Raw genomic sequence first — 23,891 nt, forward strand, 5'->3', positions numbered from 1 at the left:
ACTCAGCCGGGCACGCTCATACGCTGCGTGCCGACGACGGACAGCAGCCGCAGCGCCTCCGCCGACGGCGAGCCGGGGGTGGCGGTGTAAATGATGACCTGCTGGTCCCGGTCGGCGATGTCCAGGACGTCGCAGCTGACGGCGACGGGGCCGACGAGAGGGTGCGCGAAGGTCTTGCACAGGGTGGGCCGGGCGGCCACATCGTGCGCGGCCCAGAGCCGGGCGAACTCCTCGCTGCCGGCCAGGAGTTCCCCGACCAGGCCGGTCACCTCCGGGTCGTTGGGGTAGCGGGCCGCGGCGGCGCGCAGGTGCTGGGCCGAGGTCCGGGCGAACTCGTCCGCGTCCGAGACGCCGTACAGCCGCCGGCCGTGCCGGTACGGGCCGAGGAAGGCGCGCCGGATGAGGTTCCGGTCCCGGCGCGACAAGGCGGAGAAGTCCTCCATCAGGGCGGCGGCCAGATCGTTCCAGGCGATGACCTCGTACGTCGCCGACAACACGATCGCCGCGGCCTCCGGCAGCCGCTGGAGCAGGTCGACGATGCTCTGGCGTACCTCCCGCGAAGGACCGGGCGGGGGTCCGGGCGGGGCACCGGCGAGGTGGTGGAGGTGGTCGCGCTCGGCGTCCGACAGGCGTAGCGCGCGGGCGAGTTGGGCCAGCACCTCGCGGGACGGGTGCGGGGCGCGGGCCTGTTCCAGTCGCGTGTAGTACTCGGTCGAGATGAACGCCAGCTGCGCCACCTCCTCGCGACGCAGTCCCGGGGTGCGGCGGCGCACACCGGCGGGCAGCCCCACGTCGGCGGGGGTGATGCGGGCGCGCCTGCTGCGCAGGAAGTCGGCAAGCTCTCGTCGTACTCGTCGGTCCACCTCCCCAGTGTGCGTGAGCGCGGGGGTGCCCAGCCAGGTACTGCCGGGGCCTGGATGAGCGGGGCGGCCGGGCACAGGCTCGTCGGCATGAACAACACTCCACTCACGTCCACCACGGCCTCGGCGACCTCCTCCGGTCTGCTCTCCGACAAGGTCGCCTTCATCACCGGTGCCGGTCGCGGCATCGGCGCCGCGGCAGCGCGGCTGTTCGCCCGAGAGGGTGCCCGGGTGCTCCTCGCGGCCCGTACGGAGGACCAGCTCAAGTCCGTGACCGAGGAGATCCGGACGGCCGGCGGCACCGCGGACTACGTGGTGTGCGACCTGGCCGACCCGGCGAGCATCCGGGCCGCCGTCGACCGGTCCGTGGAGCTGTACGGCCGGCTCGACGTGGCCTTCAACAACGGCGCGACGGCCCAGCCGCCCGGCCCGATGGACCAGCTGTCAGAAGCCGATTTCGACCAGGTCTGCGCCGTCAATCTCAAGGGCCCGTGGCTGGCCATGACCGCGGAGATCGCCGCCATCCGCGCCACCGCGAAGCGCGGGGCCATCGTCAACACCTCCAGCGTCGGCAGTCTGATGGCCAACCCCCAGCTGCCCGCGTACGGCGCGGCGAAGGGGGCGGTGAACAGCCTTACCGCGTCGGCGGCTGCCACCTACGGCCCGGAGGGCATCCGCGTCAATGCCGTCGCGCCCGGCACCACGCTCACCGAGATGCTGCTGGAGTGGGACGAGAAGTCCCCCGGCACCATCGAGCAGCTCAACGCCCAGACCCCGCTGGGCCGCGCCGCCGATCCGGAAGAGGTCGCCCAGGCCGCCGCCTGGCTCCTCAGCGACCGCTCCTCCTACGTCACCGGCACGGTCCTCCGGGTCGACGGCGGCATGCGGGCCTGAGCCGGACCGGGCGTCCGCGCAGCGCGCCCGAGCGCCCGCTGCTCGCCCGTGCGCCGAGAACCGCCGGAGCGGCCTCGCCCCGGGTCACCGGGCCGCCGGCGTCCGGCGGACTGCCGGCCGAGGCGCCCGGCGTTCCCGGCGCGACGTGCCCTCAGACGCCCACCCCGTCCCCCACCGCGTGACCCACCGGGCCCCCCGCCCCGCCCCGGGTCCCGTCCTGGGGCCGGTCCAGCGCGTCCCGCCACTGCCGTACCGCGGCCGCGTCCACCGGGGCGGACCAGCCGGCGGGACGCGCGGCGCCGCCGATGTGGAACGCGTCGAGGCCCGCCGCGCGCAGCCGGGGCAGGTGCCCGAGGGTGAGCCCGCCGCCGACCAGGATGCGCGGCGCGTACCCGGTCTCGCCCGCCGCCGTCCGGGCCTGTTCCGCGACCAACGTCGCCAGCCCCGCCTCGACGCCCTGCGCGGAACCGGCTGTCAGGTACGTGTCGAGCCCGGCGGCCCCGGGCAGCGCCGCCAGTTCCTTGCGCAGCGCGTCCCGGTCGGCGGCCCGGTCGATGGCCCGGTGGAAGGTCCAGCGGCAGCCGTCGATCGCCGCCGCCACGGCCCGTACGGCCTCGACGTCGGGCCGTCCGTCCGGGGTCAGGAAGCCGAGGACGAACTCGTCCGCGCCCTCCGCGCGCAGTGCGGCCGCGTCCGCGCACAGCGCCGCGACGTCCCCGGCGCTCCCGGCCGCGAAGCCGTCGGCGGCCCGCAGCATCACCCGCAGCGGGATGTCGACGGCCGCCCGGATCGCCGCGAAGGCGGCCCGGGGCGGGGTGAGCCCGTCGGCCGCCATGTCGGTGACCAGTTCCAGGCGGTCGGCCCCACCGGCCTGGGCGGCGATCGCGTCCTCCGGGCCGAGCGCGATCACCTCCAGGAGCGCGCGCTTGCTCATATGACCCCAATCCAGGAATGACAGGTCTAGTCCAATAGGTAGCGTACGGCCTGGTGGGACCCCCTGCGCCACTTCGCCACCGGACGCGCCCGGAATCCACCCGGCAGCCGCACGCCCCCTCGCCCACCCGACCCCGAAACCGACCCGAAACCCCTCAATGGTGCGGGTGTGGATCAGGGCCAACATGGGTAACACGCCTTTCCCGTAAGGGCGTTGTCGCGCCCCCGGGCGGTGCCGCACAGCGCCTGCGCAAGACGGTGCGCCCGTGATCGACGAACCGACCGGCGAACCGACCGACGCAACAGCCGGCCCGACCGGCCGGCGCATACACCTGTGACTCATGAGCGTGGGGAGAGCCCGATGTCCGACCTGGCGACCGTGTCCGCGGAGATCGCTCCGTATCTCGCCCTGGCCGCGAACAGCCTGGGCACCTCCGTGATCACCGCCGCCCAGCAGCGGATCGCCGAGCGCACCGTGACGGCCGGCGAGGGCTTCTTCCGCCGCCTGCTGCACCGCGGCGACGACGGCCTCGGCGACGACGGCACCCGGCCGCTCCTGGACACCCGCCGCGCCGACGCCCTCGACGAGCTGCTCGCGGGGCTCGACGACCGGGACCGGCAGCTGCTGTCCACCGCGGTGACGGCCTGGCTGCGCGCCCCCGAGGACCACCGCGACGCCCCCCACCTGCTGGACCACATCTCCCGGCTGGCCTCGGCCGCCGGCCCGCCGACGACCAACAACGTGACCGCGACCGGCCGGAACTCCATCGCCGCCCTGGAGATCCACGGCACCATCAACATGGGGGGCGGCACCGGCACCCAGGACGGCTCATGACCGGCCCAGGGGACACCGGCGATCTCCAGGACCGCGCCGGCGCCGTCCACAACAGCTCGACGGCGGGCGGCGACCACTCCATCGCCGCCAATGTCATCAAGAACGTGATCATCAAGTGGGTGATGCACCCCAGCGCACGCTGGGTGCCCCTCCTGGTGGCCTGCACCGGCCTGGTGATCGCCGGCAGTACCTGGCCGGACGGACCCGCGAGCCAGTACACCCTGTGGGGCACCCTCGCCGGCCTGTCGGTCGCCACGGCCGCCGCCCGCGTGCTCAACCGCAAGCCGCTCGGCGCCCGGGTGGTCGGCGCCCTCTCCCTCGTCTCCCTCCTGGCGACGGTCGGCGCCTGGCTGGCATTCCAGAGCGTCCTCACCCACGGCGAGATCGATGTGACCGGGCAGGTACGCACCCGGGGCACGCAGCCGCTGGACGACGCCGCGCACCGCACCGTCTCCTTCCTCCTGGACGCCTCCGCCCTGCGGGAGCCGCGCAACGCCCTGCGCCTGACGGTGGCCATCGACGACCACGACCCGGCCGGCCCGACCTGCCTCCCGGACACCGGCGCCACCGTCTCCCTGCTCACCTCGGGCGTCGCGGCGCAGACGATGGACCTCCGCCCCGGTGGGACCGCCGACTTCACCCTGGGCGCGCGCGTCCGCTCCGTACGGATCGATCTGCGGCTGCGCACCGCCCGCGGCTGCCGGATGGACGTACGGGCGACGGGCGCCGTACTGCACGACAGATGACCCGGCGTCAGCCACGACGAACCACAGGAACCAGGAACGGGGACCCCACCATGGCCATCCGACAGCGGCACGCCGGACCCAGAAGCCGCACCGGCCGCATCGCCGGCCTCCTGGCGGCGCTCGCCCTCACCGCCCTGACGGCGACCGCCTGCGGCACCGACGAGCCGCCCTCCCTCTTCGCGGACGGCAAGGTCCTGGTCGGCACGAAGAACGACCAGCCCGGCACGGCCGTCGTCCGCAACTACAAGTTCTCCGGCTTCGACACCGCCGTCGCCCGCCGGGTCCTCAAGACCGTCGGCGCCACGCCGGACTTCGGGATCGTGCCGTCGGAGGACCGCCGTGCGGTGCTCACCGACAAGACGACGGACCTGGTCATCGCGACGTACTCGATCACCGTCGACCGGATGAAGGGCCTGGACTTCGCGGGGCCCTACGCGACGACCTATCAGGGCATCATGGTCCGCAAGAACGACCACCGGATCAAAAAGCCCGCCGACGTCATCGGCAAGCGCGTCTGCACCTGGCCGGGGACGACCTCCGCCACCACCCTGGAGGGCCCGGAGTACGACCGGATCGCGGTCTATGAGCAGCCCGACGCCTCCACCTGCATCAACGACCTCAAGGTCAAGAAGGTGGCCGACGCGGTCTCCACCGACCAGATGATCCTCTACGGCTTCACCCAGGAGAACCCGGATCTCAGGGTCGTCCCCGACATCACCTACGGCGCCGCCAACCAGTACGGCATCGCCATGGCCAAGGGGCACCGCGCGGACTGCCTGAAGCTGCGCGACGCCCTGCGGGACTACCTCGGCGACAACTCCTGGAGCCAGGATTTCGCGACGTCCCTGCCCTCGATACCGAAGGCCGACGCCACCTGGGAGACCGACTTCAAGCCGCGGACGGAGACCGTCGACTCCCTCTCCTGCCGCGACCGGCCCCGGACCTGACGCGCCGTCCACGGCAGGTCACCGGCCCCGGCGGATCTTGACCCGCGAGGCACAATGACTGCCATGACCCCCGAGTCCCGCAAGGCGCAACCCACCGCCGCGGCGGAGCTGGCCCGCCGCTGGGCCGTCACCGTCGCCGAGGCCCGCGGCGCGCACGCCGCCGAGGGCCCCGACCCGGCCCCGTACGCGGACAACCTCCTCGACCGGTGGGCCGAGCCCCAGCGCCGCTATCACACCGTCGCGCATCTGACCGCCGTCCTGGAGCGGATCGACGAACTGGCGGAACACGCCGACGATCTGCCCGTCGTCCAGTTGGCGGCCTGGTTCCACGACGCGGTCTACCGCCCGGACCGCTCCGAGAACGAGGAGCGCAGCGCCGCCCTGGCCGAACGCGCCCTGCCCGAACTGGGCGTCGGCGCGGCCCGTACGGCCGAGGTGGCCCGCCTGGTACGGCTCACGGTCAGCCATGACCCCTCCCCGGACGACCCCGACGGCGAGGTGCTGTGCGACGCCGATCTGGCGGTCCTCGCCGGTTCGCCGGACGACTACGCGGCCTATGCCGCCGCGGTCCGCGAGGAGTACGCCTTCGTCCCCGACGCCGACTTCGCCGCGGGCCGCGCCGCCGTGCTGCGCCAACTCCTCGCGCTGCCCCGCCTGTTCCGGACCCCGCTGGCGTACGACCGGTGGGAGCACACGGCGCGCCGCAACCTCACGACGGAGCTGGATCTGCTGACCGGCTGAGGGGCGGCCGAGCGGCGCGTCAGTCCTGGCCGGTGCGCCGCCGCGCCCTCGGCAGCCCGTCCTCGCCCAGCACCACCCGCGCCTCGTCCTCGCTCACGCTCGCCCGCCGCTCGCCGCGCAGGACGCCGTGCGCGGGGCAACGGCACCGGTCGGCCAGCGGATCCGGGCAGCCCGCCAGCCCCTGCCGCAGCCGGGCGAGATCCTCCGGCGCCAGCCGCCACGTCCAGTCCATGTCCCACGGCTCGTCCCGTTCGGCCGCCAGCCACGGCTCCAGGTAGCAGTCGTGGCTGAAGTGGTGGAGCACACCGTGCCCGCACCCGGGGCACTCCAGCACCCGCGCGTAGTCGTGGACCTGGGAATGCTCCGCCCCGGATCCGTGCGGTACCCCGCGCTCATGGATCTCCACCACCGGCCGCCGTACGGCCCCGCACCGCTCGCACTCCGTCTCCGGCCCCATGCCGGGCAGCCTACGGGCGGGCCGTGCCACCACGACGTCCGGTACCGGGGAGGCCGGCGCCCGGAAGGGAAGGTCCGGCGCCCGGCGGGGAAGATCCGGCGCCCGACCGGGAATGTCAGGCGTCCTACCGCTGTTAGTACCTGTCATGCCAGCCCGATCCGCACGCACCAAACCCTCCGACCCCACCGACCCCGCCGCACGCGCCGCCCGGATGCCCATCGCCGTCTACGTCCTGGGCCTGTCCGTGTTCGCCCTGGGCACGTCGGAATTCATGCTCTCCGGCATCCTCCAGCCGCTCGCACGCGATCTGGAGGTCTCCATTCCGCAGGCCGGACTGCTGGTCTCCGCGTTCGCGATCGGCATGGTGGTCGGCGCCCCCGTCCTCGCCGCGGCGACCCTGCGGCTGCCGCGCCGGACGACCCTGATAGCCCTGCTCGCCCTCTTCGGGCTGGGCCAGGTGGCCGGCGCGCTGGCGCCGACGTACGGCGTGCTGTTCGCCTCACGCGTGGTGAGCGCGCTGGCCTGCGCCGGTTTCTGGGCGGTCGGCGCGGCCGTCGCCGTCTCGCTGGTGCCGGTGACCGCGCGCGCCCGCGCGATGGCCGTGATGGTCGGCGGGCTGAGCATCGCCAATATCGCGGGCGTCCCGGCGGGTGCGCTGCTCGGCCAGCACGCCGGTTGGCGGGCGGCCTTCTGGGCGGTGGCCGGGCTGTCGGCGGTCGGGCTGATCGGGGTGATCGCGCTGGTGCCGCGTACGGCCGTGCCCACCGGCGACGAGCGCCCCCAGCTGCGCCGCGAGCTGACCATCTACAAGGACAAGCAGGTGTGGCTGGCGCTGACCGCCACGGCCATGAACGGCGCGGCCGTCTTCGCGCTCTTCTCGTACCTCTCGCCGCTGCTGACCGACACCGCCGGGCTCGCCGAGAGTTGGGTGCCGTGGGTGCTCGCGCTCTTCGGCGTCGGCGCGCTGATCGGTACGTTCGTCGGCGGCCGGATCGCCGACGCCCATCTCTTCGGCACGCTTTTCGTCGGCATCTCCGCCTCCACGGTCGTGCTGGCCGTCCTGGCGCTCACGGCGCACCTCCCGATAGCCGCGGTCGCGCTCTCGCTGATGCTCGGCGTGACGGCCTTCACCACGGCCCCGGCGCTCAACGCCCGGATGTTCAACGTGGCCAACGCCGCGCCGACGCTGGCGGGCGCGACCACCACCGCCGCGTTCAACATCGGCAACACCCTCGGTCCCTGGCTGGGCGGCCTGGCCATCGGCGCCCACTGGGGCTACCCGTCCGTGGCCTGGACGGGCGCGGCGCTGGCCGCCGTGGCGGTCGCCGTGACGGCCGTCGCCTTCCGTCTGCACCGGTCGGCCGACCACCGCTCCCGGCTCGTCGCCTCCTCGGCCGACGTGCCCCTCGCAAAGAGCGAGCCCGCCGAGCAGCGGTAGCACCTCAAGACGGCGGCGTGAGGGCAGCCGGCGTGGCGCGCCGCGCCACGCCGGCCGCTGCCGAGCCGCGCAGCCTCCCCGGCCCACTCCGCGATCGTCCAGCAGTTCTTACGGGGCAGGCCCGACAGCAGCCCGAGCACGAAGTGCTTCACCCAGGTCGCGCTGATACCAGGTGCCTGGTTTACCGCCGATGTGGGCTGGGTCGGCGGTGCCGACGGGGACGGACCCTGCTTTGGTCAGCACCTTTTGGGACGCGACATTCCGGCGGGCCGCGGCCGCTCGCAATGTGCGCAGCCCGTGCTGAGCGACCCGGTAGCCGAGTTCCGCAGTCGCCAACTCGAAGGCCAAGACCGCCGGGGCCTGGCCAACATGCAGCCTCTTCAGCTCGGGCATCGCCCAACCTTGCCCAGGTGGTACGCCGAGGCCACCTGGTTTCCGCCAGCGGCAGACAGCCCCAAGCCAAGGCACATAACGATCCCCGACGGGAAGGTTAGGCACACCGGGCCACGGCAGAAAGCCGTATAGGTATCTGATCGCCCCCTCGCGCGTATGGACGGCGTTAGAGTTGGATCAAGCACAATAAAACTCCGCCGGCCCCCCTTAGGGGGACTCATACAGTTCTGTTCATCGCCCGCACTCCTATGACTGTGGAGGCGAAGAAGGTAGAGAACTGAAGGGGGAGCGGCATATGGCTGCAGGACACTTCCAGGCGCATCCTGACGGCTTACGAGAACTGGCGACAGATTTTCAATCCGCCGCCGATGAACTCGCCGGGCGCATTGAGGAATTCGTGGGAAACGTCTTCGAGATCGGGGAGGCGTTTGGGATAATAGCCGCATGCAAAGGGGTCACCGATCAATACTGGGAGATGGTGAACCACACCGGCGAGGGCCTCGCCGAACTCGCCCAAGTGCTCCGCTGCAACAGCTCGGGCCTGCACCGGTCAGCCGCCAACTACGACGGTGTTGACGCGCACACCAGCGCGACAATGGGGGCCTGACCCGATGAGCATCAACGGCTATTTGGTCGACAAGGTCGTCCCCGTCCTGGAGATGCTGAACATCCCCTGGCCTGGCGGCGACCCGACGACCCTGCGTGATATCGCACACCGCTGGGGAACTTTCGGCCAGGACCTCCAGGAGACCGCCGCACACCTGAACAAGCGCGTCGACGCAGTCGTGGGCGTCACCTGGCACGGCGATGCGGCCGACGGCTTCAAGAAGCACTGGGAACGGCAGTACGACGCCTTCCAGGACACCTCGAAGAACTTCGCCGCCGTACAGAAGCAGCTCGACGCCTATGCGAACGAGGCCGAGGAAATCGTCAAGGCGATCGTCGAGATCGCTCTGGAGATCGCCGAGACGGAGCTCGCAGGTGCCCTGCTGACGGTGGTCACGGCAGGCATCTCGGACGTGGTAGCAGCGGCCGCATCCGGGGCCCGGGCCATGAAGATCCTCAGCCTGGTCGAAAAGTTCATGGGGCTCGCCGCACGGATGGAAAAGGCCGTCCTCAATCTGGTCAAGGGCTCCAAGACCCTGATGCGTATCGTCAAGGCGCTGTCCAAGTTGATTCAGGACGGCCTCAGAAACTCCACGATGAACCTCGCGGGCACCGAAATCACCAAGACGTTCACCGGGCAGGGCGACCTCACCGGGAAGGACGTGAAGAACGCGATGATCGGAGGTTTCGTGGCGGCGGGTCCGGGAGCGCTGGGCAGGGGCCTGGGCTCCCTGGGCCGGCACGGCGCACCCAACGCCTTCGACAAGATACTGGCCGGCGACGGTCTGACCGGCGGAGCCGAGAAGGCCCAGAAAATCATCTCCGGAGCAGCGGGCAGCGCGGCCGGTACGTGGGTGGCGGAGCACGATGACCCGGAGGCCACCGTGGGCGCCGATACCGCCACCAGCGCGCTTACCGGGGGATTGGGCGCGCACCACGCGACCCGGTTCCCGCACGGCCGTGCACCCGAGGCGGCGGAGCCGGCCTTGCACAACGGCCATGAGATCGGTGCGAACGGGATCGCCTACGGGGGCGGTGGGGTTGCCGAGGGCACGGTCAAGGACCACTGGGGTCTGCCGAAGCCGGGGGCCGCGGTCACGGACGAGGACGGCGCGGTACAACTTCCCCGCGACGAGCTCCATGAATCCCCGTTTGGGTAGCGTGAAGTTCACCGGGCCGGCTTGTGGAGGGACCGCCGGGTATGTGGCCTTTCAGCGGTAAGAAGCTTCAGGGAACGGGCCGTCGGAGGCGGCCCGCCGGAGAGCCCCGTCCCCAGCCGGTAAAGCGCAGGGATCCGTGGGATGACTGGGACACCGTTCGTTCGGACTGGCACGCGGTGCGGAAATTCAACGACCTGTTGGACGTGAAAAGTCGGCTTCACGGCCAGCCGGTGAGCGGTCGAGGCGGAAATTTCTACTACGCCACCGTCGGCGAGCTGGCCGATCCGGGCGGCACCGGTGAGCGTGTCGAAGTGGCGCTCTGGCTGCTCAAACAGAATTCCTCAACCCGCGGCGGCCATGAACTCTGGTCGTCGGGGGTGGTATTGACCTTTCCCCGGACGCTCCCCTTCTTCGGCTTCTATCCCAAGAGCACCTACTGGAAGCCGACGCCAACGGACTTCCGCCCAACCCCCAGGAAACTTCTCAAGCGTCTGCTACGCGAGTATGACGCGCTTGCGGCGCTCGGTCCGGACCACGGGGCAACGAGGGTGCTGGTCGCCGACGACCGGGTCTTCTCCGCACTCGTCAGACCGGAGGTACTTGGGCGCCCTCAGCTGTCCGGCAGGCACCTGCGCCTCAACGGCAACACCGCGGTCGCCTGGTCGAGAGGACATACCGCCCCCAAAATGCTCGAAGAGCTGGCCATAGAGCTGTACGAACTCGTCAACCTGCTCCCCCGTGACTGAGCGGGTGAGCAGGCCGGACGCGTCGACGTGTGCTGCGGCAAGTGGGGCTCCGGCCGGGCCGCACGACCATCGGACAGACACCAGCAGCAGGAACGCCGCGGGCGCCGACGCGGCGCCGGGCACCGGAGCGGCGCAGGGGACGGGGCTCACCGGTCGTGGGCCCCGCCCCCGGGCGCCGATGCCTACGCCACGGGCTGAGGCTCGCGGGCCGACTCCGCCACGGGGGTGGGGGCGGATTCGCCCTCCGATATGCCGAACCGGGTGTGGAAGCGGCGCAGGGGACCCGGCGCCCACCATGTGGCCCGGCCCGTCAGGCGCATGACCGCCGGGACCAGCAGGCTGCGCACGACCATCGCGTCCATGAGGACCGCGAGCGCGATGCCCAGGCCCAGCATCTTCGTGTTGGTCACCCGGGACGTACCGATCGCCACCATCACCACCGCGAGGATCAGGGCCGCCGCGGTGATCAGGCCGCCGGTGCGCTGGAGTCCGTACCGCACGGCATGCGCATGGTCGCCCGTGTGGTCGTACTCCTCCTTGATGCGGGAGAGCAGGAACACTCCGTAGTCCATGGAGAGCCCGAAGGCGACGCAGAACATCAGCACGGGGAGCGTGGTCTCTATGTCGCCGGTGCTGGTGAAGTTCAGGACGCCGGAGAGGTGGCCGTCCTGGAACACCCAGACCACTGCGCCGAACATCGCCGTGAGGCTGAGGGCGTTGAGCGCCACCGCCTGGAGGGGTATGAGCACGCTTCCGGTGAGCAGGAAGACCAGCAGCAGCGTCACCACGACGATGATGCCGGCGGCCCAGGGCAGCCGGTCGCCGATGGCGCTCTTGGAGTCGACCAGGACGGCCGCCGTGCCGGTGACAGAGGTACGGAACGGAGCGTCGGCGGCGCGCACTTCATGGACCGCGCGCTGGGCGTCCTCGCCGACCGCCTCGCCCTTCGGGACCACCGTGAAAGAGGCCGTGTCGCCCTTCACCAGCGGTCCGTCCACCCGCTCCACCCCGGGCAGGCCGTCGATCCGCCGGCGGTAGTCGGCGTACTGGGCGTGGGTCGCCCGGCCCTCGGCGAGCACCTCCAGGCCGCCGCCGGGGCTGCCGGCGAAGCCGTCGCGGATGTGCTGCTGGACGATGCGGGACTCGGCGGTCGTGGGCAGCTGGCGATCGTCGGCGGTGCCGAACTTGACGCCGAGGAAGGGGAGTCCGAGGAGGACGAGGCCGACGGTGGTGGCGAGGGCGAAGACCGGGGCGCGCCGCATCACCAGGGCGGCGGCGCGGGCCCAGCCACGGCCCGGTTCGGTACGGGGTGCGCCGCGGCGCAGGAGTCGTCGCAGGTCCAGGGCGTTGACCCGGTGGCCGAGGAGGACGAGCGCGGCCGGCAGCAGGATCAGCGCGGCGGCCGCGGCGAGCAGCACCACGGCGATGCCGGCATAGGCGAACGAGCGCAGGAAGTACTGCGGGAACACCATCATCGCGGCCAGCGAGACCGCGACGGTCAGCGCGGAGAAGAGGACGGTGCGTCCGGCGGTACGCAGGGTCGCCCCGACCGCCTGGAGCGGCTCGGCGCCCGCGGCCAGTTCCTCGCGGAACCGGCGGACGATGAACAGGGCGTAGTCGATGGCGAGGCCGAGGCCCAGGGCGGTCGTGAGATTCAGGGCGAAGACCGATACGTCCGTGACCTCGGTGAGGCCGCGCAGGACCGCGTTGGTACCGAGAATGGCGACGATGCCGATGCCGAGCGGCAGCAGGGCGGCCACCGCGCTGCCGAAGACCATGACGAGCAGTACGAGTGTGATCGGCAGGGCGATCGTCTCCGCCCGGACGAGGTCCTCCCCGATCGTCGTCTGGATCTCGTGCCGCACCGCGACCGGGCCACCCACGGAGACCCGGAGCGGGCCGTGCTTTCCGCGGAGCGTGGGGGCGATGCGGTCGAGGGTCTCGCCCGCGGTCGTGTCGTCGCCGGTGACCCGGGCCGCGATCAGGGCCTCGTGTCCGTCCTTTGCGCGCAGCTGCAGGGACGGTGTCTGCCAGTACGACCCGACGCCCGTGACCCCCCGCTCGTGTGCGAGGCGGGCCGCCAGCCGCTTGGCCTGGGCGGCGATCGCGGGATCGTCGACGGACGCCCGTCCGCTGTCCACGAGAAGGAGGAGGTTCGGCTGCGAGGCGGGGAACTCCCGCTCCAGCGCCTTGGTCGCATACGTGGACTGCGCGGCCGGGTCCTCCCAGCCGCCGGCGCCCAGACGGTCGGCGACCCCGCTGCCGGCGAACACGGCCAGCGCGGTCAGCACCAGCGCCACCAGCAGCGACAGGCGGGGCCGCGCGGTCACAAAGCGGGTCCAGCCGCCCAGTCTCGGGCCGTCCGGCGGGCTGTTGACTTCGGACATGACGCGGTGTCCCCTTCACCGTGACCCTTGCGTCCGCGCAGGCAGCATGGGTCGTCCATTGCCATAGACTGGCAAACACGAGCGATCGCTCGCGTTTTTCAAGAATGCGAGCGATGTCTCGTGTTTGTCAATCGCGTTCGGAAAGCTGAGGAAAAGCGTGGTCGACAAGGCGCACCCCGAGGACGGACCGTCCCGCGGCCGGGCGGCGGCCGGAAAGCCGCGGACCGCCCCTCCCGACGACGGGCAGGACGAGAAGCCGCGTCGGCGTCAGGCCCGTGGCGAACGCCGCATCGCCCAGCTGCTCGAAGCCGCGGCGGCCGTGTTCTGCAAGAGCGGGTACGCCGCGGCCTCCACGAACGCGATCGCCCGCGAGGCCGGCGTCTCGCCCGGCACGCTGTACCAGTTCTTCCCGAACAAAGAGGCCATTGCCGTCGAGCTGGGCGACCGGCTCATCCACCAGATGCACGACATGCACGGCGAGGTGCTCGCTCCCGACAACGCGGACATCCCGCTGCGCGAGCGGCTGGACGGCATCGTGGACCGCTTCGTCGACTTCAACTGCCGGCACCCGGTCTTCTTCGCGCTGATGCTCGGCCCGGACGCGCCGGGCCGGATGGCCGAAGAGAACGACGCGCTGCACGCTGCCCTACTGGTGCGCATCCGGGATCTGATCGCCTTCTATCTGCCCGACGCGCCGAAGGCCGACATCACCCGTACCGGGGAGATGAGCCTCGGCCTGTTCAAGGTGGGCCTGGAGCTCATCCTGGCGCATGAAGGCGCCGAACGGGACGCGTACGTAATGGAGTTGAAGAACGCTCTGTTCCGCTACCTGGACCCGGTGATCGGCGACGCCCTCCCCGCCTCCGCGCGACCGTGACCGAGCGAGCCGGGCCGGCGCCCAGCGGTTCCCTTCGGCGCAGAATCCGGATTTCGGAATTCGGGGTTCGGTGCCGCGATCGTTGGCCTGACGCGCACCCGTCAACATCGCTGCGGGCGCGCGCGACCGCTCGCCCGGGAACCACCGGGGCGCGCACACTCCCCGACCCTCTGCGGCCGGTCACCTCGGGGGAAGGCCACGTGAACCGTCGCCATGTTCGCACCGCGGCCGTCTGCGGCCTGACGGTTGTCGCCCTGACCGGCGCCGCCGGCTGCGGCACCTTGGTCCCGAAGGCCAAGATCAACGTCCCCGGCGGCGTGCCGACGTCCGGGACGCTCACCGAGGCCGAGTCGGACGTCACCATCACCAGCTGCCACTACGACTCAACGGCTGAGCCCGTACGGCGGGAGCCGCACGGTCGCCCCGCCCCGCCGCCGAACCGCCACCGCGTCCGGGCTCAGTGCAGGTCCACCTGGAACCCGTGACGGTGGTCGGCGGGGCAGGTGAAGATGCGCAGGTCTCCGTAGCGGCCGACGATGACCCTCGTTTCGGCGTCGCTGGCCACGGTGAACAGGAGCGTCATGGCCGTGCCGCAGTCGTCGCAGGTAAAGGCCGTGGGGTACGTCAGGTGCCAGGTCGGCCAGCCGCCGAGTTTCCAGCCGGCGAGGCGGGTGATGGCGTCACCACCGTCGCCGGTCGCGTGGACCAGTTCCTCCAGCCGCGGCTGGAGTTCGGCCGGCAGTTCCTCGCGGAAGGGGAAGTCGGTCACGGGCTCGGCGGTGAAGGCGCACGCCCGGGGCAGATAGCCGTCCTCGTCGTACCGCGAGGGCGCCGGCGGAGTCGTCAACGGGCCGGTCACGTCCCCGGCCCGACGCCAGCGCAGCTCGACCACAGGGCTGGTGTCGGCCTGCTGGGCCGGAGGATCCCAGTGCTCGTTGGGACACCAAAGGATCTGCAAGAGGTCGATGTCGGCGGGCCACCAGGGCCCCGGCACATCGCGGCGGAAGATCTGCGCGACCGGCACCATGGCCGTGGCAGGCACGTCGTCAGGGCAGTTCACGTCGGGCAAGGAGCACTCGGGCCACGGTTCGTCACCCGGCCACAGCAGCGGCCCGCCGAGAGAACTGCTCCGGCCGTCCGGCTCCGCTCGCTCGGGATGGAGAATCACGGCGTCGCGCGCGTGGGGAGCGAGTTCGGGAAGCGCGGTGAGTATCGCTTCGCGCGTCGGTCTGGGGGTGCGGGTCATCATGCCTTCCGGGCAGCCGGTCGCGGATCGCCCGCAGCGTATAGGTCGGCTGTGACAGTCGTTCCCCCACGTCGAACGAAACCGCCGAACGAAACCGCCGAACGAAACCGTGAAACGGAAGCCTCGGTCACCGCCCCCTATCCAACAGACCCACCGGTCAGACCCATCCGACAGGCCCATCCGGCAGACCCACCCGGCAGACCCATCGGCCAGGCCCATGCGGACAGCCCTTAGGCGACCTCGCCCGGTGCCGTCCGGTGCTTGGGCCGCCGCAGCCCCGCCTCCGTCAGTCGGCGCAGCAATTCCTTGCAGCCGACCTCCACCGCTCCGGCCCGTGCCGCCTCGGCATAGCGCTCCGCGGGCAGGTCGTAGTGGTCGCGCTCGAAGGCCCGCCGCGGGATGCCTATTCGGGCCGCGAACGCATGCAGCTCCTCGAACGAGGTGTCGCTGACCAGGTGCGACCACATCCGGCCGTGCCCCGGCCAGGTAGGCGGATCGATGTAGATCGCCACCTCAGCCCGTCACCTCAGCTCTCCATGGGCGCGCGCAGCCTGCCCACGCGCGCCACCGCGACCGCCGTCTTGGGGCAGACCCAGTGCGGATCGGGCCCCAACTCCGGCTCGACGTCGAGCGCATGCGGATCGCCGGACGTCGTGCACACCGGACACAGCGGCCAGCGGCCGTACCGCTCCAGCAGTGCGTCCTGAACGTCCTGGGCGATCAGTCCGGCGACGAATTCCGCGCCCTCAGGCCACTGCTCCACCCACCACCGGCGGTGGGCGACCGCGTCCTCGACGAGGGAGACGATGTCGGCGTCGGCGACGTCGTCCGCGATCAGGTCGGCGAGCACCAGCGCCCGCGCGGCATGCAGTGCCTGTTCCAGCTCCATGCGGTCCATTGTCGCGCGGACGGCCGATACCGCCCGCCCGTTGTCCACAGGCCGGTCGCGCGGGTGGGACTTTTCCACAACCCGCCACGGCGAGTGTTGACGCGGTACGCGGATGAAATTACTTTTCACACGTGAGCAGCAGCGTGAAGGAAACTTTCAAGGACGCGGCGAAGGAAGCCGCGAAGGACCTGGCCGCCGAGACCCGGCCGGCCCCGATTCCGCCCGCCCCCGCGGCCCTGGCCGTCCGGGTCCGCGCGCTGAGCCCGACGATGACCCGCTCCATGCAGCGGGTCGCGGAGACGGTCGCGAGCGATCCCGCCGGCTGCGCCGCCCTGACCGTCACGGGCCTCGCGGAGCGCACGGGCACCAGCGAAGCCACCGTCGTCCGCACGTCCCGCCTGCTCGGCTACCCCGGCTACCGCGATCTGCGGCTCGCCCTGGCCGCGCTCGCCGCGCAGCAGGCGGCCGGTGGCGCGCCCGCGGTGACCGCGGACATAGCGGTCGACGATTCGCTCACCGACGTCGTCGCCAAGCTCGCGCAGGAGGAGCAGCAGTGTCTGGCCGACACCGCCGCGGCGCTGGACGTCAGCCAGCTGGAGGCGGCCGTCGCGGCGCTCAGCTCGGCCCGCCGCATCGATGTGTACGGCATCGGGGCCTCCAATCTCGTCGCCCAGGACCTCGCGCAGAAGCTGCTGCGGATCGGCCTGATCGCGCATGCGCACTCCGACCCGCACCTCGCCGTGACGAACGCCGTACAGATGCGCACGGGCGACGTCGCCCTCGCGATCACCCACTCGGGCCGGACCACCGATGTCATAGAGCCGCTGCGGGTCGCCTTCGACAACGGCGCGACGACCATCGCGATCACCGGCCGGCCGGACAGCGAGGTCGCCGCGTACGCCGATCACATCCTGACCACCTCCACGGCCCGCGAGAGCGAGCTGCGGCCGGCCGCGATGTCGTCCAGGACCAGCCAGCTCCTCGTCGTGGACTGCCTCTTCATAGGCGTCGCCCAGCGCACGTACGCGACCGCGGCGCCCGCGCTGTCGGCCTCCTACGAGGCGCTCGCCCACCGCCACCAGCCCTGACCCGGCCCTGGCCACTGCCGCTGTGGGCACAGGTGCCGCCAGGGCGGTACGGGTGGGCACGGCGCCACTCCCATGGCTGGGCGGCCGGACACCGCAACGGCCCCCAGCTACGAGCCGAACGGAAAGAGCCCGCACGCCATGACCTCCACCGCCGACTACGCCCACCTGCGCGCCGAGCTGGACACCCTCACCACGGAGGCGTTCCGCCCCGAGCTCGCGGAGATCGACCGCCGCTCCACCCTGGAGATCGCCCGCACGATGAACGGCGAGGACGCCACGGTCCCCGCCGCCGTCGCCGCTCAGCTTCCCCGGATCTCCGCCGCCATCGACGCCACGGCCGAGCGGATGGCCCGCGGCGGCCGGCTGATCTACGCCGGCGCCGGCACGGCCGGCCGGCTCGGCGTGCTGGACGCCAGCGAGTGCCCGCCGACGTTCAACACCGACCCCGCCGACGTCCTCGGGCTGATCGCGGGCGGCCCGTCCGCCATGGTCACCGCCGTCGAGGGCGCCGAGGACAGCAAGGAATTCGCCGCCGAGGATCTGGCCGCGATCGGCCTGACCGACCGGGACACCGTCGTCGGCATCTCCGCCTCGGGCCGCACCCCGTACGCCATAGGCGCCGTCGAGCACGCCCGCGCCCTCGGCGCGCTCACCATCGGCCTGTCCTGCAACGCCGGCTCGGCGCTCGCCGCGGCCGCCGAGCACGGCATCGAGGTCGTCGTCGGCCCCGAGCTGCTGACCGGCTCCACCCGGCTCAAGGCCGGCACGGCGCAGAAGCTCGTGCTCAACATGCTCTCAACCATCACCATGATCCGCCTGGGCAAGACCTACGGAAACCTGATGGTCGACGTCCGCGCCTCCAACGAAAAGCTGCGGGCCCGCTCGCGCCGGATCGTCGCGCTGGCCACCGGCGCCTCGGACGAGGAGATCGAGGCCGCGCTCGCCGCGACGGACGGCGAGGTCAAGAACGCCATCCTCACCCTCCTCGGCAAGGTCGACGGCCCCACCGCGGCCCGCCTGCTCGATGCGTCCCACGGCCACCTCCGCGCCGCCCTCGAATCCACCGGCAGGCCCTGACCCCCGAAGGCCCCGCCGCTCCCCCGCCCCACTCCCTCCCCGTCGCCCGTCCTCCCCGTCCTCGTCGCCCGCACAGCAAGGCACCCCCCATGGCTATGCCCGAAGACAAGAACCCGGCCGACAAGCCCCCTGCCGACAAGAACCGCGCCCTTGCCGCCGCGCTCCTCCCCCTCGTCGGCGGCGCCGGGAACCTCACCTCCATCGCCCACTGCATGACCCGGCTGCGCCTCGGCATCCGGGACCGCGCGCTGGTCCAGGACGACGCCCTCAAGGCCGTGCCGGGCGTCATGGGCGTGGTCGAGGACGACACGTATCAGATCGTGCTGGGCCCCGGGACGGTCGCCCGCGTCGCCCCCGAGTTCGAGCGCCTGGCCGAGCAGGCCCGCGCCACCGTCCCCGCAGCGACGATGCCGCCACCCCCGAAGCCCACCCCCGCCACGGCCGCCGACCTCGCCTCCCAGGGCGCCGCCCTCAAGGCGAACCGCAAGGCCAAGAACGCCACCCCGTTCAAGCTCTTCCTCCGCCGGATCGCCAACATCTTCGTCCCGCTGATCCCGGCGCTGATCGGCTGCGGCATCGTCGCGGGCATCAACGGCCTGCTGACCAACCTCGGCTGGGCGCCCACGCTCGCCCCCGCCCTGACCGCCATCGCCTCGGGCTTCATGTCGCTGATCGCCGTGTTCGTCGGCTACAACACCGCCAAGGAATTCGGCGGCACCCCGGTCCTCGGCGGCGCGGTCGCCGCGGTCATCGTCTTCCCCGGCGTCGCCAACATCACCGCCTTCGGCCAGAAGCTCGCCCCCGGCCAGGGCGGCGTCCTCGGCGCGCTCGCCGCCGCCCTCCTCGCCGTCCAGGTGGAAAAACGCTGCCGCAAGCTGATCCCCCAGGCACTGGACGTCCTCCTCACGCCCACCCTGACGGTCCTGCTCACCGGCCTGGTCACCATCTTCGGCCTGATGTACGTCGCCGGGGAGGTCTCCACCGCCATCGGCACGTTCGCCAACTGGCTGCTCTCCCACGGCGGCGCGATCGCCGGCTTCGTCCTGGGCGGCCTCTTCCTCCCCCTGGTCATGCTCGGCCTCCACCAGGCCCTCATCCCCATCCACACCACCCTGATCGAGCAGCAGGGCTACACCGTCCTGCTCCCCATCCTCGCCATGGCCGGCGCGGGCCAGGTGGGCGCCGCGATCGCCGTCTACCTGCGCCTCCCCCGCAACGGCTCGATCCGTACGACCATCAGATCCGCCCTCCCCGCGGGCTTCCTGGGCGTCGGCGAACCCCTCATCTACGGCGTCTCGCTGCCCCTCGGCCGCCCCTTCATCACCGCCTGCATCGGTGGCGCGTTCGGCGGCGGCTTCGTCGGCCTCTTCAACCAGCTCGGCGACACCGTCGGCTCCACCGCCATCGGCCCCTCCGGCTGGGCCCTGTTCCCGCTGGTCAAGGGCAACCAGGGCATCGGCGCCACGATCGCGGTCTACGCCCTGGGCCTGCTGGTCGGCTACGTCGTCGGCTTCCTGGCCACCTATTTCTTCGGCTTCAGCAAGCAGATGCTCGCCGCCCTGAACGCCGCCCCCGACGCCGCCGCACCCACCCCGGCCGACGCCCCGACCACCGCCCCGGCCGCCCCGGCCGCCGCATCCGACGGCCCGACACCCGACGGCCCGACGCCCGACGACTCGCCCCCCGACAAGGAGCCGGTCTCCGCCTGAGGCGCCCACCCGCCCGCGCCCGTTCACGGCAGCCTGCTCATCCGGTTCAACTCGGCCACCTTGGCGCGCAGTTCGTCCCGGGGCTCGGCAGGCCGCAACGCGCCGGGCGGGCAGTCCCACTCCCGCCCGCCACCGGGCGGCCGCAGCTGCACATACGGCCCCACCTGCCCCATGACCTTGCCGATCCGCCCGTCCCGCCCGTCCACGACGTACCGGCCGCACACCACGCTCACGGCCGCCGCTCGACCAGCACCTCCACGAGCCGGCGCGCGGTGCCGAGGTTGCACCGCCCCAGCTCGATGAGCGGCCTCATCGCACGGCTCAGCTCCGACACCGGATCGACCCCCAGCGACGGCAGGTTGACGCCCACCGCCCGCAGCGCGAGGTCCAGCTCCGCGACGATCTCCTCGGCGTCCCGCGATGCGCCGCCCACGGCCTCCGCGCTCTCCACTCCCACCATCACCCTTCACTCTGGGTTCGTCATTACGCACCCAGCGTGGCGAATGCCGGTCTAGCCTGGCCAGAGGCGCAGATCCAACATCCACCCGTGTGCGACAGGGAGTTGCTGCGATGCCGGGACCCAGGAAACTCGACCCCTCCTCTTCACCCCGCGCCATGCTCGGCGCCGAATTACGCCACCAGCGCGAAAAGGCCGGACTGACCCAGGAAGAGCTGGGCGCGTTCCTCTTCGCCAGCGGGTCACTCATCGGCCAGCTGGAGGCCGGTACGCGGCGGATGATGCCGGAGTACGCCGAGAAGTTCGACGAGATCCTCACGACGGACGGCTACTTCGCCCGCAACTGCGTGGCCGCGACGAAGTCGAAGTACCCCGACCACTTCGCCGAGGCTGCGGAGGCGGAAGCGATCGCGACGACCATCAAGGAGTACGCGCCGCAGCTGATTCCGGGCCTGCTCCAGACGAGGGCCTACGCGCGGGCGGTGTTCCGCGCGTACCAGCCGACGGCGACGGACAACGTCATCGACGAGCTGGTGGAGGCGCGACTGGAACGCGGACGCCTCCTCGACGATCCGACAACGCCGTTCGTGTGGGCGGTCCTCGACGAGGCGACGCTACGGCGCGAGGTCGGCGGCCCCGAGGTGATGTCGGAGGCCTTGCGCCATATCGCGGAGCTGGCGCGACGCCACCGGATCATCATGCAGGTGATCCCGTTCTCGGCGGGTGGCCATGCGGCGATGCTGGGCACCCTCAAGCTGATGCACTTCGAGGACGCGCCACCGCTCGTCTACCTCCAGGGCCCGAACACAGGGAAGCTGGAGGATGACCCGGCCACGGTCGCCCGCCACCAACGGACCTACGACTTGGTGACAGCCAGCGCACTCTCGCCCGAAGAATCCCTGGCCTTGTTCGAATCCTTGGCCGAGGATTACGCCCATGACGAGCATCGGACATGAGTACGACCTGACCCATGCCACCTGGCACAAGTCCACCTACAGCGGCGGCGACGGCGGTGACTGCCTGGAGGTCGCCCGCGACTTCCCCGGCGCCGCCCGCTGGCGCAAGTCCAGCTACAGCGGAGGCAGCGGCGGAAACTGCCTCGAAGTCTCGGACGACCTGCCCGGCATAGTGCCCGTCCGCGACTCGAAGGACCCGCACGGCCCGGCGCTCGCGTTCCGAATACCGGCCTGGTCGGCATTCGTCGCCGACATCAAATCGGGAGCCCTGCGAGGCGCCTGACACACCGGCTCGGGATCCGGGGCTCAAGCCGCGGATTCCGAGCCCTCTCTCCAAGGAATGGGCGGGAGAAAACTACCCACCCACCCTCCCAACCCCCGCGCGTACCAGCGAACATGACCATGCGTGATCAGGTTGCAACCGCGCGTCGAGTCGGTCTAGCGTGCGTCGCAACAGCACCCACACATGCGACGACCCCGACAGGTGGTAGCACACCTGCCAGGGTCTGACCATCAAGATCGATTCGAGCGATCTCATGGCTTCGGAAGACTCTAGCGCTGCCCTGCCCGCGCACGCAGCCCACCCTCCCCACCCCTCCGCCAAACCCGGCTACGGGAAACGCGGGGCACCCGATCAACACCCCCGTAGGGCAGCCGACTTCGCGCACCTCCCCCGGCGCGAGGCCTCCATCGCGGCCTACCTCGACCGGCTCCCCGACGGCGCGGACGTTTCCGTAAAGACGCTGGCCAGGGTGTTACCGGACTACGGCCAATGCGCCCTCCGCACCGCCCTCCGCCGCCTCTCCGAGGCCGGCCACCTCCGCCGCATCACCGAGACCCTGCCGAGTGACAACGGCAGCGTGCGCTGGGTGACGCGTACCTACTTCTCCCGCACGCCCCGCGACGACGCCTGGTGGATGGCCTTCCGCGCCGGAAACGTCCCCGAGGACGCCCCCGCGAACGTCCCCGCCGCCGAGCCACCCCCTCGGCCCCAGCACCCCCAACACCGGCCCCGCACAAGGGCATACGACCTCCTCGCCACCCTCGGCCGCACCGAACCCCGCATGACACTCTCGGCCGCCGACTGCGCCGCCCTCGAACCACTCGCCGAGGAATGGCTCACCCGCGGCGCCACCCCGGACCACTTCCTCCACGCCCTCACCACGGGACTCCCTCCGGAGGGCGTCCACCACCCGGGCCGCCTCGCCCGCAACCGCCTGCTCACCAAGATGCCGCCACCCGCACCGGAACCGCCCCCGGCCACGCGCCCACCCCTCCGCATCATGGAATGCACCGCCTGCCGCGCCCCCGGCCGCCCCGACGCCCTCCCAGGCGGCATCTGCGGCCCCTGCCGGGGCGAGGGCTCACCCACCCCGTCGAACGGCCGCGACCCCGCCGACATCCGCGCCCGCGTCCGGCAGTTGCGCAACGCGGCCCGCGTACCCGAGCGAAGCCCCGCACCGGCCCCGTAGAGCGGAACGCCCGAACGGGCTTGGAAATCAAGGGCGTTGAGTACCACTTCCCGCGGCGGCCGCTCTCCGCCCACCGTCTAGAGTCGGCTTCAGCGTCAACCGGGCGACGACAGGTAGGAGGCCGGGTGCCAGCGGCCCAGCGGGTTTCAAGCCGGAATGCTCGTTTCCAGCAGTGGGAGTCCTTTCTCTCGAACCGGAACAAGCGGACGAGGGCCAGGGAGTTCCTGGTGCACGGGGTCCGGCCGATTTCGCTGGCCGTGGAGCACGGCTGGACGATCCGCACGCTGATCCATGACGCCGAGCGCCCCTTATCGCGTTGGGCGGAGAACCTGTTGCGCACGGTGCAGGCCGAGCGGGTGGCGATGGCCCCCGGCCTGCTGGCCGAGCTGGGCGAAAAGACCGAGGACGCTCTCGAGATCGTGGCGGCCGTCGAAATGCCCGCCGACGACCTCGACCGGATAAGGGTGCGCGACGACTTTCTCGGCGTCGCCTTCGACCGCCCCACCAGCCCCGGAAACATCGGCAGCATCATCCGCTCCGCCGATGCGTTCGGCGCCGACGGACTGATCGTCGCCGGCCATGCGGCCGACGTGTACGACCCGAAGTGCGTGCGGGCCAGCACCGGATCGCTGTTCGCGCTGCCCTCGGTCCGGGCGCCCTCGCACCGTGAAGTGACCGAGTGGCGGGAGGCCGTACGGGCCAAGGGCACGCCGATCGTGATCGTCGGAACGGATGAGCACGGCGACCGCGACGTCTTCGACTTCGACTTCACGCAGCCGACGCTGCTGGTGATCGGCAATGAGACGTCCGGGCTCAGCAATGCCTGGCGGGAGGCGTGCGATCACCTCGTCGGCATCCCGATGGGCGGAGCGGCGAGTTCGCTGAATGCGGCGAATGCGGCGACCGCGGTGCTGTACGAGGCCTCCCGGCAGCGCATCGCCGCCGGGAAGCGGGCCCGCTGACGCCGGGGCAGGAAG

General features: G+C 71.6%; 28 protein-coding genes. 18 read left to right on the forward strand and 10 right to left on the reverse strand.

Annotated features, from left to right (window positions below; genetic code table 11):
* Window positions 1-2: 2 nt before the first annotated feature.
* Complete coding sequence (locus tag ACIGWZ_RS14040; protein ID WP_400064110.1) at window positions 3-863, reverse strand: helix-turn-helix transcriptional regulator; 861 nt, start codon at window positions 861-863, stop codon at window positions 3-5.
* Between the two features lie 87 nt (window positions 864-950).
* On the opposite strand from ACIGWZ_RS14040, the gene ACIGWZ_RS14045 reads away from it, so the two are divergent.
* Complete coding sequence (locus tag ACIGWZ_RS14045; RefSeq protein ID WP_400064112.1) at window positions 951-1,754, forward strand: SDR family NAD(P)-dependent oxidoreductase; 804 nt, start codon at window positions 951-953, stop codon at window positions 1,752-1,754.
* 151 nt (window positions 1,755-1,905) lie between these two features.
* Here the strand turns inward: ACIGWZ_RS14045 and ACIGWZ_RS14050 are convergent, their stop codons facing one another.
* Window positions 1,906-2,688, reverse strand: a complete 783-nt coding sequence (locus ACIGWZ_RS14050; RefSeq protein ID WP_400064114.1) for a copper homeostasis protein CutC — start codon at window positions 2,686-2,688, stop codon at window positions 1,906-1,908.
* A 360-nt stretch (window positions 2,689-3,048) separates the two neighbouring features.
* Here ACIGWZ_RS14050 and ACIGWZ_RS14055 point away from each other — a divergent pair, with 360 nt between their 5' ends.
* The 4 genes from ACIGWZ_RS14055 to ACIGWZ_RS14070 all read left to right on the forward strand — a co-directional run bounded on the left by ACIGWZ_RS14055 (window position 3,049) and on the right by ACIGWZ_RS14070 (window position 5,956).
* Window positions 3,049-3,522 carry a hypothetical protein gene (locus tag ACIGWZ_RS14055; protein ID WP_400064116.1) on the forward strand — a complete coding sequence of 158 codons (474 nt, stop codon included), beginning with the start codon at window positions 3,049-3,051 and terminating at the stop codon, window positions 3,520-3,522.
* Window positions 3,519-4,268 carry a hypothetical protein gene (locus ACIGWZ_RS14060; protein WP_400064118.1) on the forward strand — a complete coding sequence of 250 codons (750 nt, stop codon included), beginning with the start codon at window positions 3,519-3,521 and terminating at the stop codon, window positions 4,266-4,268. The genes ACIGWZ_RS14055 and ACIGWZ_RS14060 overlap by 4 nt, the downstream gene beginning before the upstream one ends.
* Before the next feature lie 50 nt (window positions 4,269-4,318).
* Window positions 4,319-5,215, forward strand: a complete 897-nt coding sequence (locus tag ACIGWZ_RS14065; protein WP_400064120.1) for a transporter substrate-binding domain-containing protein — start codon at window positions 4,319-4,321, stop codon at window positions 5,213-5,215.
* A gap of 63 nt (window positions 5,216-5,278) precedes the next feature.
* A complete protein-coding gene (locus ACIGWZ_RS14070; RefSeq protein WP_400064122.1) occupies window positions 5,279-5,956 on the forward strand; it encodes a hypothetical protein in 678 nt (225 codons plus the stop codon).
* A 19-nt stretch (window positions 5,957-5,975) separates the two neighbouring features.
* Here ACIGWZ_RS14070 and ACIGWZ_RS14075 read toward each other — a convergent pair whose 3' ends face one another.
* Complete coding sequence (locus ACIGWZ_RS14075; protein ID WP_400064124.1) at window positions 5,976-6,413, reverse strand: hypothetical protein; 438 nt, start codon at window positions 6,411-6,413, stop codon at window positions 5,976-5,978.
* 211 nt (window positions 6,414-6,624) lie between these two features.
* Between ACIGWZ_RS14075 and ACIGWZ_RS14080 the strand changes: the two genes are divergently transcribed.
* Window positions 6,625-7,851 carry a Cmx/CmrA family chloramphenicol efflux MFS transporter gene (locus ACIGWZ_RS14080; protein WP_400064448.1) on the forward strand — a complete coding sequence of 409 codons (1,227 nt, stop codon included), beginning with the start codon at window positions 6,625-6,627 and terminating at the stop codon, window positions 7,849-7,851.
* 108 nt (window positions 7,852-7,959) lie between these two features.
* On the opposite strand, the gene ACIGWZ_RS14085 is transcribed toward ACIGWZ_RS14080, so the two are convergent.
* On the reverse strand, window positions 7,960-8,244 hold the full coding sequence (locus ACIGWZ_RS14085) for a hypothetical protein (RefSeq protein WP_400064126.1): 285 nt from the start codon (window positions 8,242-8,244) through the stop codon (window positions 7,960-7,962).
* A gap of 295 nt (window positions 8,245-8,539) precedes the next feature.
* Between ACIGWZ_RS14085 and ACIGWZ_RS14090 the strand changes: the two genes are divergently transcribed.
* The 3 genes from ACIGWZ_RS14090 to ACIGWZ_RS14100 all read left to right on the forward strand — a co-directional run bounded on the left by ACIGWZ_RS14090 (window position 8,540) and on the right by ACIGWZ_RS14100 (window position 10,756).
* Complete coding sequence (locus ACIGWZ_RS14090; protein ID WP_400064128.1) at window positions 8,540-8,851, forward strand: hypothetical protein; 312 nt, start codon at window positions 8,540-8,542, stop codon at window positions 8,849-8,851.
* A gap of 4 nt (window positions 8,852-8,855) precedes the next feature.
* Entirely contained in the window at window positions 8,856-10,010 is a 1,155-nt protein-coding gene (locus ACIGWZ_RS14095; protein ID WP_400064130.1) for a WXG100 family type VII secretion target, read from the forward strand.
* A 176-nt stretch (window positions 10,011-10,186) separates the two neighbouring features.
* The gene (locus ACIGWZ_RS14100) at window positions 10,187-10,756 is read left to right on the forward strand and encodes a hypothetical protein (RefSeq protein ID WP_400064132.1); all 570 of its coding nucleotides are present in this window, start codon (window positions 10,187-10,189) and stop codon (window positions 10,754-10,756) included.
* Window positions 10,757-10,938: 182 nt separating this feature from the next.
* On the opposite strand, the gene ACIGWZ_RS14105 is transcribed toward ACIGWZ_RS14100, so the two are convergent.
* The gene (locus ACIGWZ_RS14105) at window positions 10,939-13,143 is read right to left on the reverse strand and encodes an MMPL family transporter (protein ID WP_400064134.1); all 2,205 of its coding nucleotides are present in this window, start codon (window positions 13,141-13,143) and stop codon (window positions 10,939-10,941) included.
* Window positions 13,144-13,300: 157 nt separating this feature from the next.
* Between ACIGWZ_RS14105 and ACIGWZ_RS14110 the strand changes: the two genes are divergently transcribed.
* Complete coding sequence (locus ACIGWZ_RS14110) at window positions 13,301-14,020, forward strand: TetR family transcriptional regulator (protein WP_400064136.1); 720 nt, start codon at window positions 13,301-13,303, stop codon at window positions 14,018-14,020.
* Between the two features lie 200 nt (window positions 14,021-14,220).
* Window positions 14,221-14,505 (forward strand): hypothetical protein, encoded by a 285-nt coding sequence (locus tag ACIGWZ_RS14115; protein WP_400064137.1) that lies wholly within the window; start codon window positions 14,221-14,223, stop codon window positions 14,503-14,505.
* On the opposite strand, the gene ACIGWZ_RS14120 is transcribed toward ACIGWZ_RS14115, so the two are convergent.
* From ACIGWZ_RS14120 to ACIGWZ_RS14130, 3 genes are all read right to left on the reverse strand, one after another.
* Complete coding sequence (locus ACIGWZ_RS14120; protein ID WP_400064138.1) at window positions 14,478-15,062, reverse strand: hypothetical protein; 585 nt, start codon at window positions 15,060-15,062, stop codon at window positions 14,478-14,480. The two genes, ACIGWZ_RS14115 and ACIGWZ_RS14120, sit on opposite strands and share 28 nt — an antisense overlap.
* 434 nt (window positions 15,063-15,496) lie before the next feature.
* Window positions 15,497-15,778: a DUF4031 domain-containing protein gene (locus tag ACIGWZ_RS14125; RefSeq protein ID WP_400064140.1), complete on the reverse strand. Its 282-nt coding sequence runs from the start codon at window positions 15,776-15,778 to the stop codon at window positions 15,497-15,499.
* A gap of 14 nt (window positions 15,779-15,792) precedes the next feature.
* The gene (locus ACIGWZ_RS14130) at window positions 15,793-16,164 is read right to left on the reverse strand and encodes a hypothetical protein (protein ID WP_400064142.1); all 372 of its coding nucleotides are present in this window, start codon (window positions 16,162-16,164) and stop codon (window positions 15,793-15,795) included.
* A 122-nt stretch (window positions 16,165-16,286) separates the two neighbouring features.
* Here ACIGWZ_RS14130 and ACIGWZ_RS14135 point away from each other — a divergent pair, with 122 nt between their 5' ends.
* The 3 genes from ACIGWZ_RS14135 (at window position 16,287) to ACIGWZ_RS14145 (ending at window position 20,029) form a co-directional block, all read left to right on the forward strand.
* Entirely contained in the window at window positions 16,287-17,243 is a 957-nt protein-coding gene (locus tag ACIGWZ_RS14135) for a MurR/RpiR family transcriptional regulator (RefSeq protein WP_400064144.1), read from the forward strand.
* 138 nt (window positions 17,244-17,381) lie between these two features.
* Complete coding sequence (gene murQ, locus ACIGWZ_RS14140; RefSeq protein ID WP_400064146.1) at window positions 17,382-18,320, forward strand: N-acetylmuramic acid 6-phosphate etherase; 939 nt, start codon at window positions 17,382-17,384, stop codon at window positions 18,318-18,320.
* Window positions 18,321-18,409: 89 nt separating this feature from the next.
* Window positions 18,410-20,029 (forward strand): PTS transporter subunit EIIC, encoded by a 1,620-nt coding sequence (locus ACIGWZ_RS14145; protein ID WP_400064148.1) that lies wholly within the window; start codon window positions 18,410-18,412, stop codon window positions 20,027-20,029.
* A gap of 23 nt (window positions 20,030-20,052) precedes the next feature.
* On the opposite strand, the gene ACIGWZ_RS14150 is transcribed toward ACIGWZ_RS14145, so the two are convergent.
* Together ACIGWZ_RS14150 and ACIGWZ_RS14155 are read right to left on the reverse strand one after the other, a co-directional pair.
* Window positions 20,053-20,262: a hypothetical protein gene (locus ACIGWZ_RS14150; RefSeq protein ID WP_400064150.1), complete on the reverse strand. Its 210-nt coding sequence runs from the start codon at window positions 20,260-20,262 to the stop codon at window positions 20,053-20,055.
* Window positions 20,259-20,489, reverse strand: a complete 231-nt coding sequence (locus tag ACIGWZ_RS14155) for a hypothetical protein (RefSeq protein ID WP_400064152.1) — start codon at window positions 20,487-20,489, stop codon at window positions 20,259-20,261. The genes ACIGWZ_RS14150 and ACIGWZ_RS14155 overlap by 4 nt, the downstream gene beginning before the upstream one ends.
* A gap of 110 nt (window positions 20,490-20,599) precedes the next feature.
* On the opposite strand from ACIGWZ_RS14155, the gene ACIGWZ_RS14160 reads away from it, so the two are divergent.
* The 4 genes from ACIGWZ_RS14160 (at window position 20,600) to ACIGWZ_RS14175 (ending at window position 23,876) form a co-directional block, all read left to right on the forward strand.
* Window positions 20,600-21,442: a helix-turn-helix domain-containing protein gene (locus ACIGWZ_RS14160; protein ID WP_400064153.1), complete on the forward strand. Its 843-nt coding sequence runs from the start codon at window positions 20,600-20,602 to the stop codon at window positions 21,440-21,442.
* Window positions 21,423-21,725, forward strand: a complete 303-nt coding sequence (locus ACIGWZ_RS14165; protein ID WP_400064155.1) for a DUF397 domain-containing protein — start codon at window positions 21,423-21,425, stop codon at window positions 21,723-21,725. Before ACIGWZ_RS14160 ends, ACIGWZ_RS14165 begins: the two co-directional genes overlap by 20 nt.
* Before the next feature lie 253 nt (window positions 21,726-21,978).
* On the forward strand, window positions 21,979-22,914 hold the full coding sequence (locus ACIGWZ_RS14170; protein ID WP_400064157.1) for a hypothetical protein: 936 nt from the start codon (window positions 21,979-21,981) through the stop codon (window positions 22,912-22,914).
* A 125-nt stretch (window positions 22,915-23,039) separates the two neighbouring features.
* A complete protein-coding gene (locus tag ACIGWZ_RS14175) occupies window positions 23,040-23,876 on the forward strand; it encodes a TrmH family RNA methyltransferase (protein WP_400064159.1) in 837 nt (278 codons plus the stop codon).
* Window positions 23,877-23,891: the final 15 nt, after the last annotated feature.

Source organism: Streptomyces sp. NPDC053427 (genome assembly GCF_044544985.1).
GTDB lineage: Bacteria > Actinomycetota > Actinomycetes > Streptomycetales > Streptomycetaceae > Streptomyces.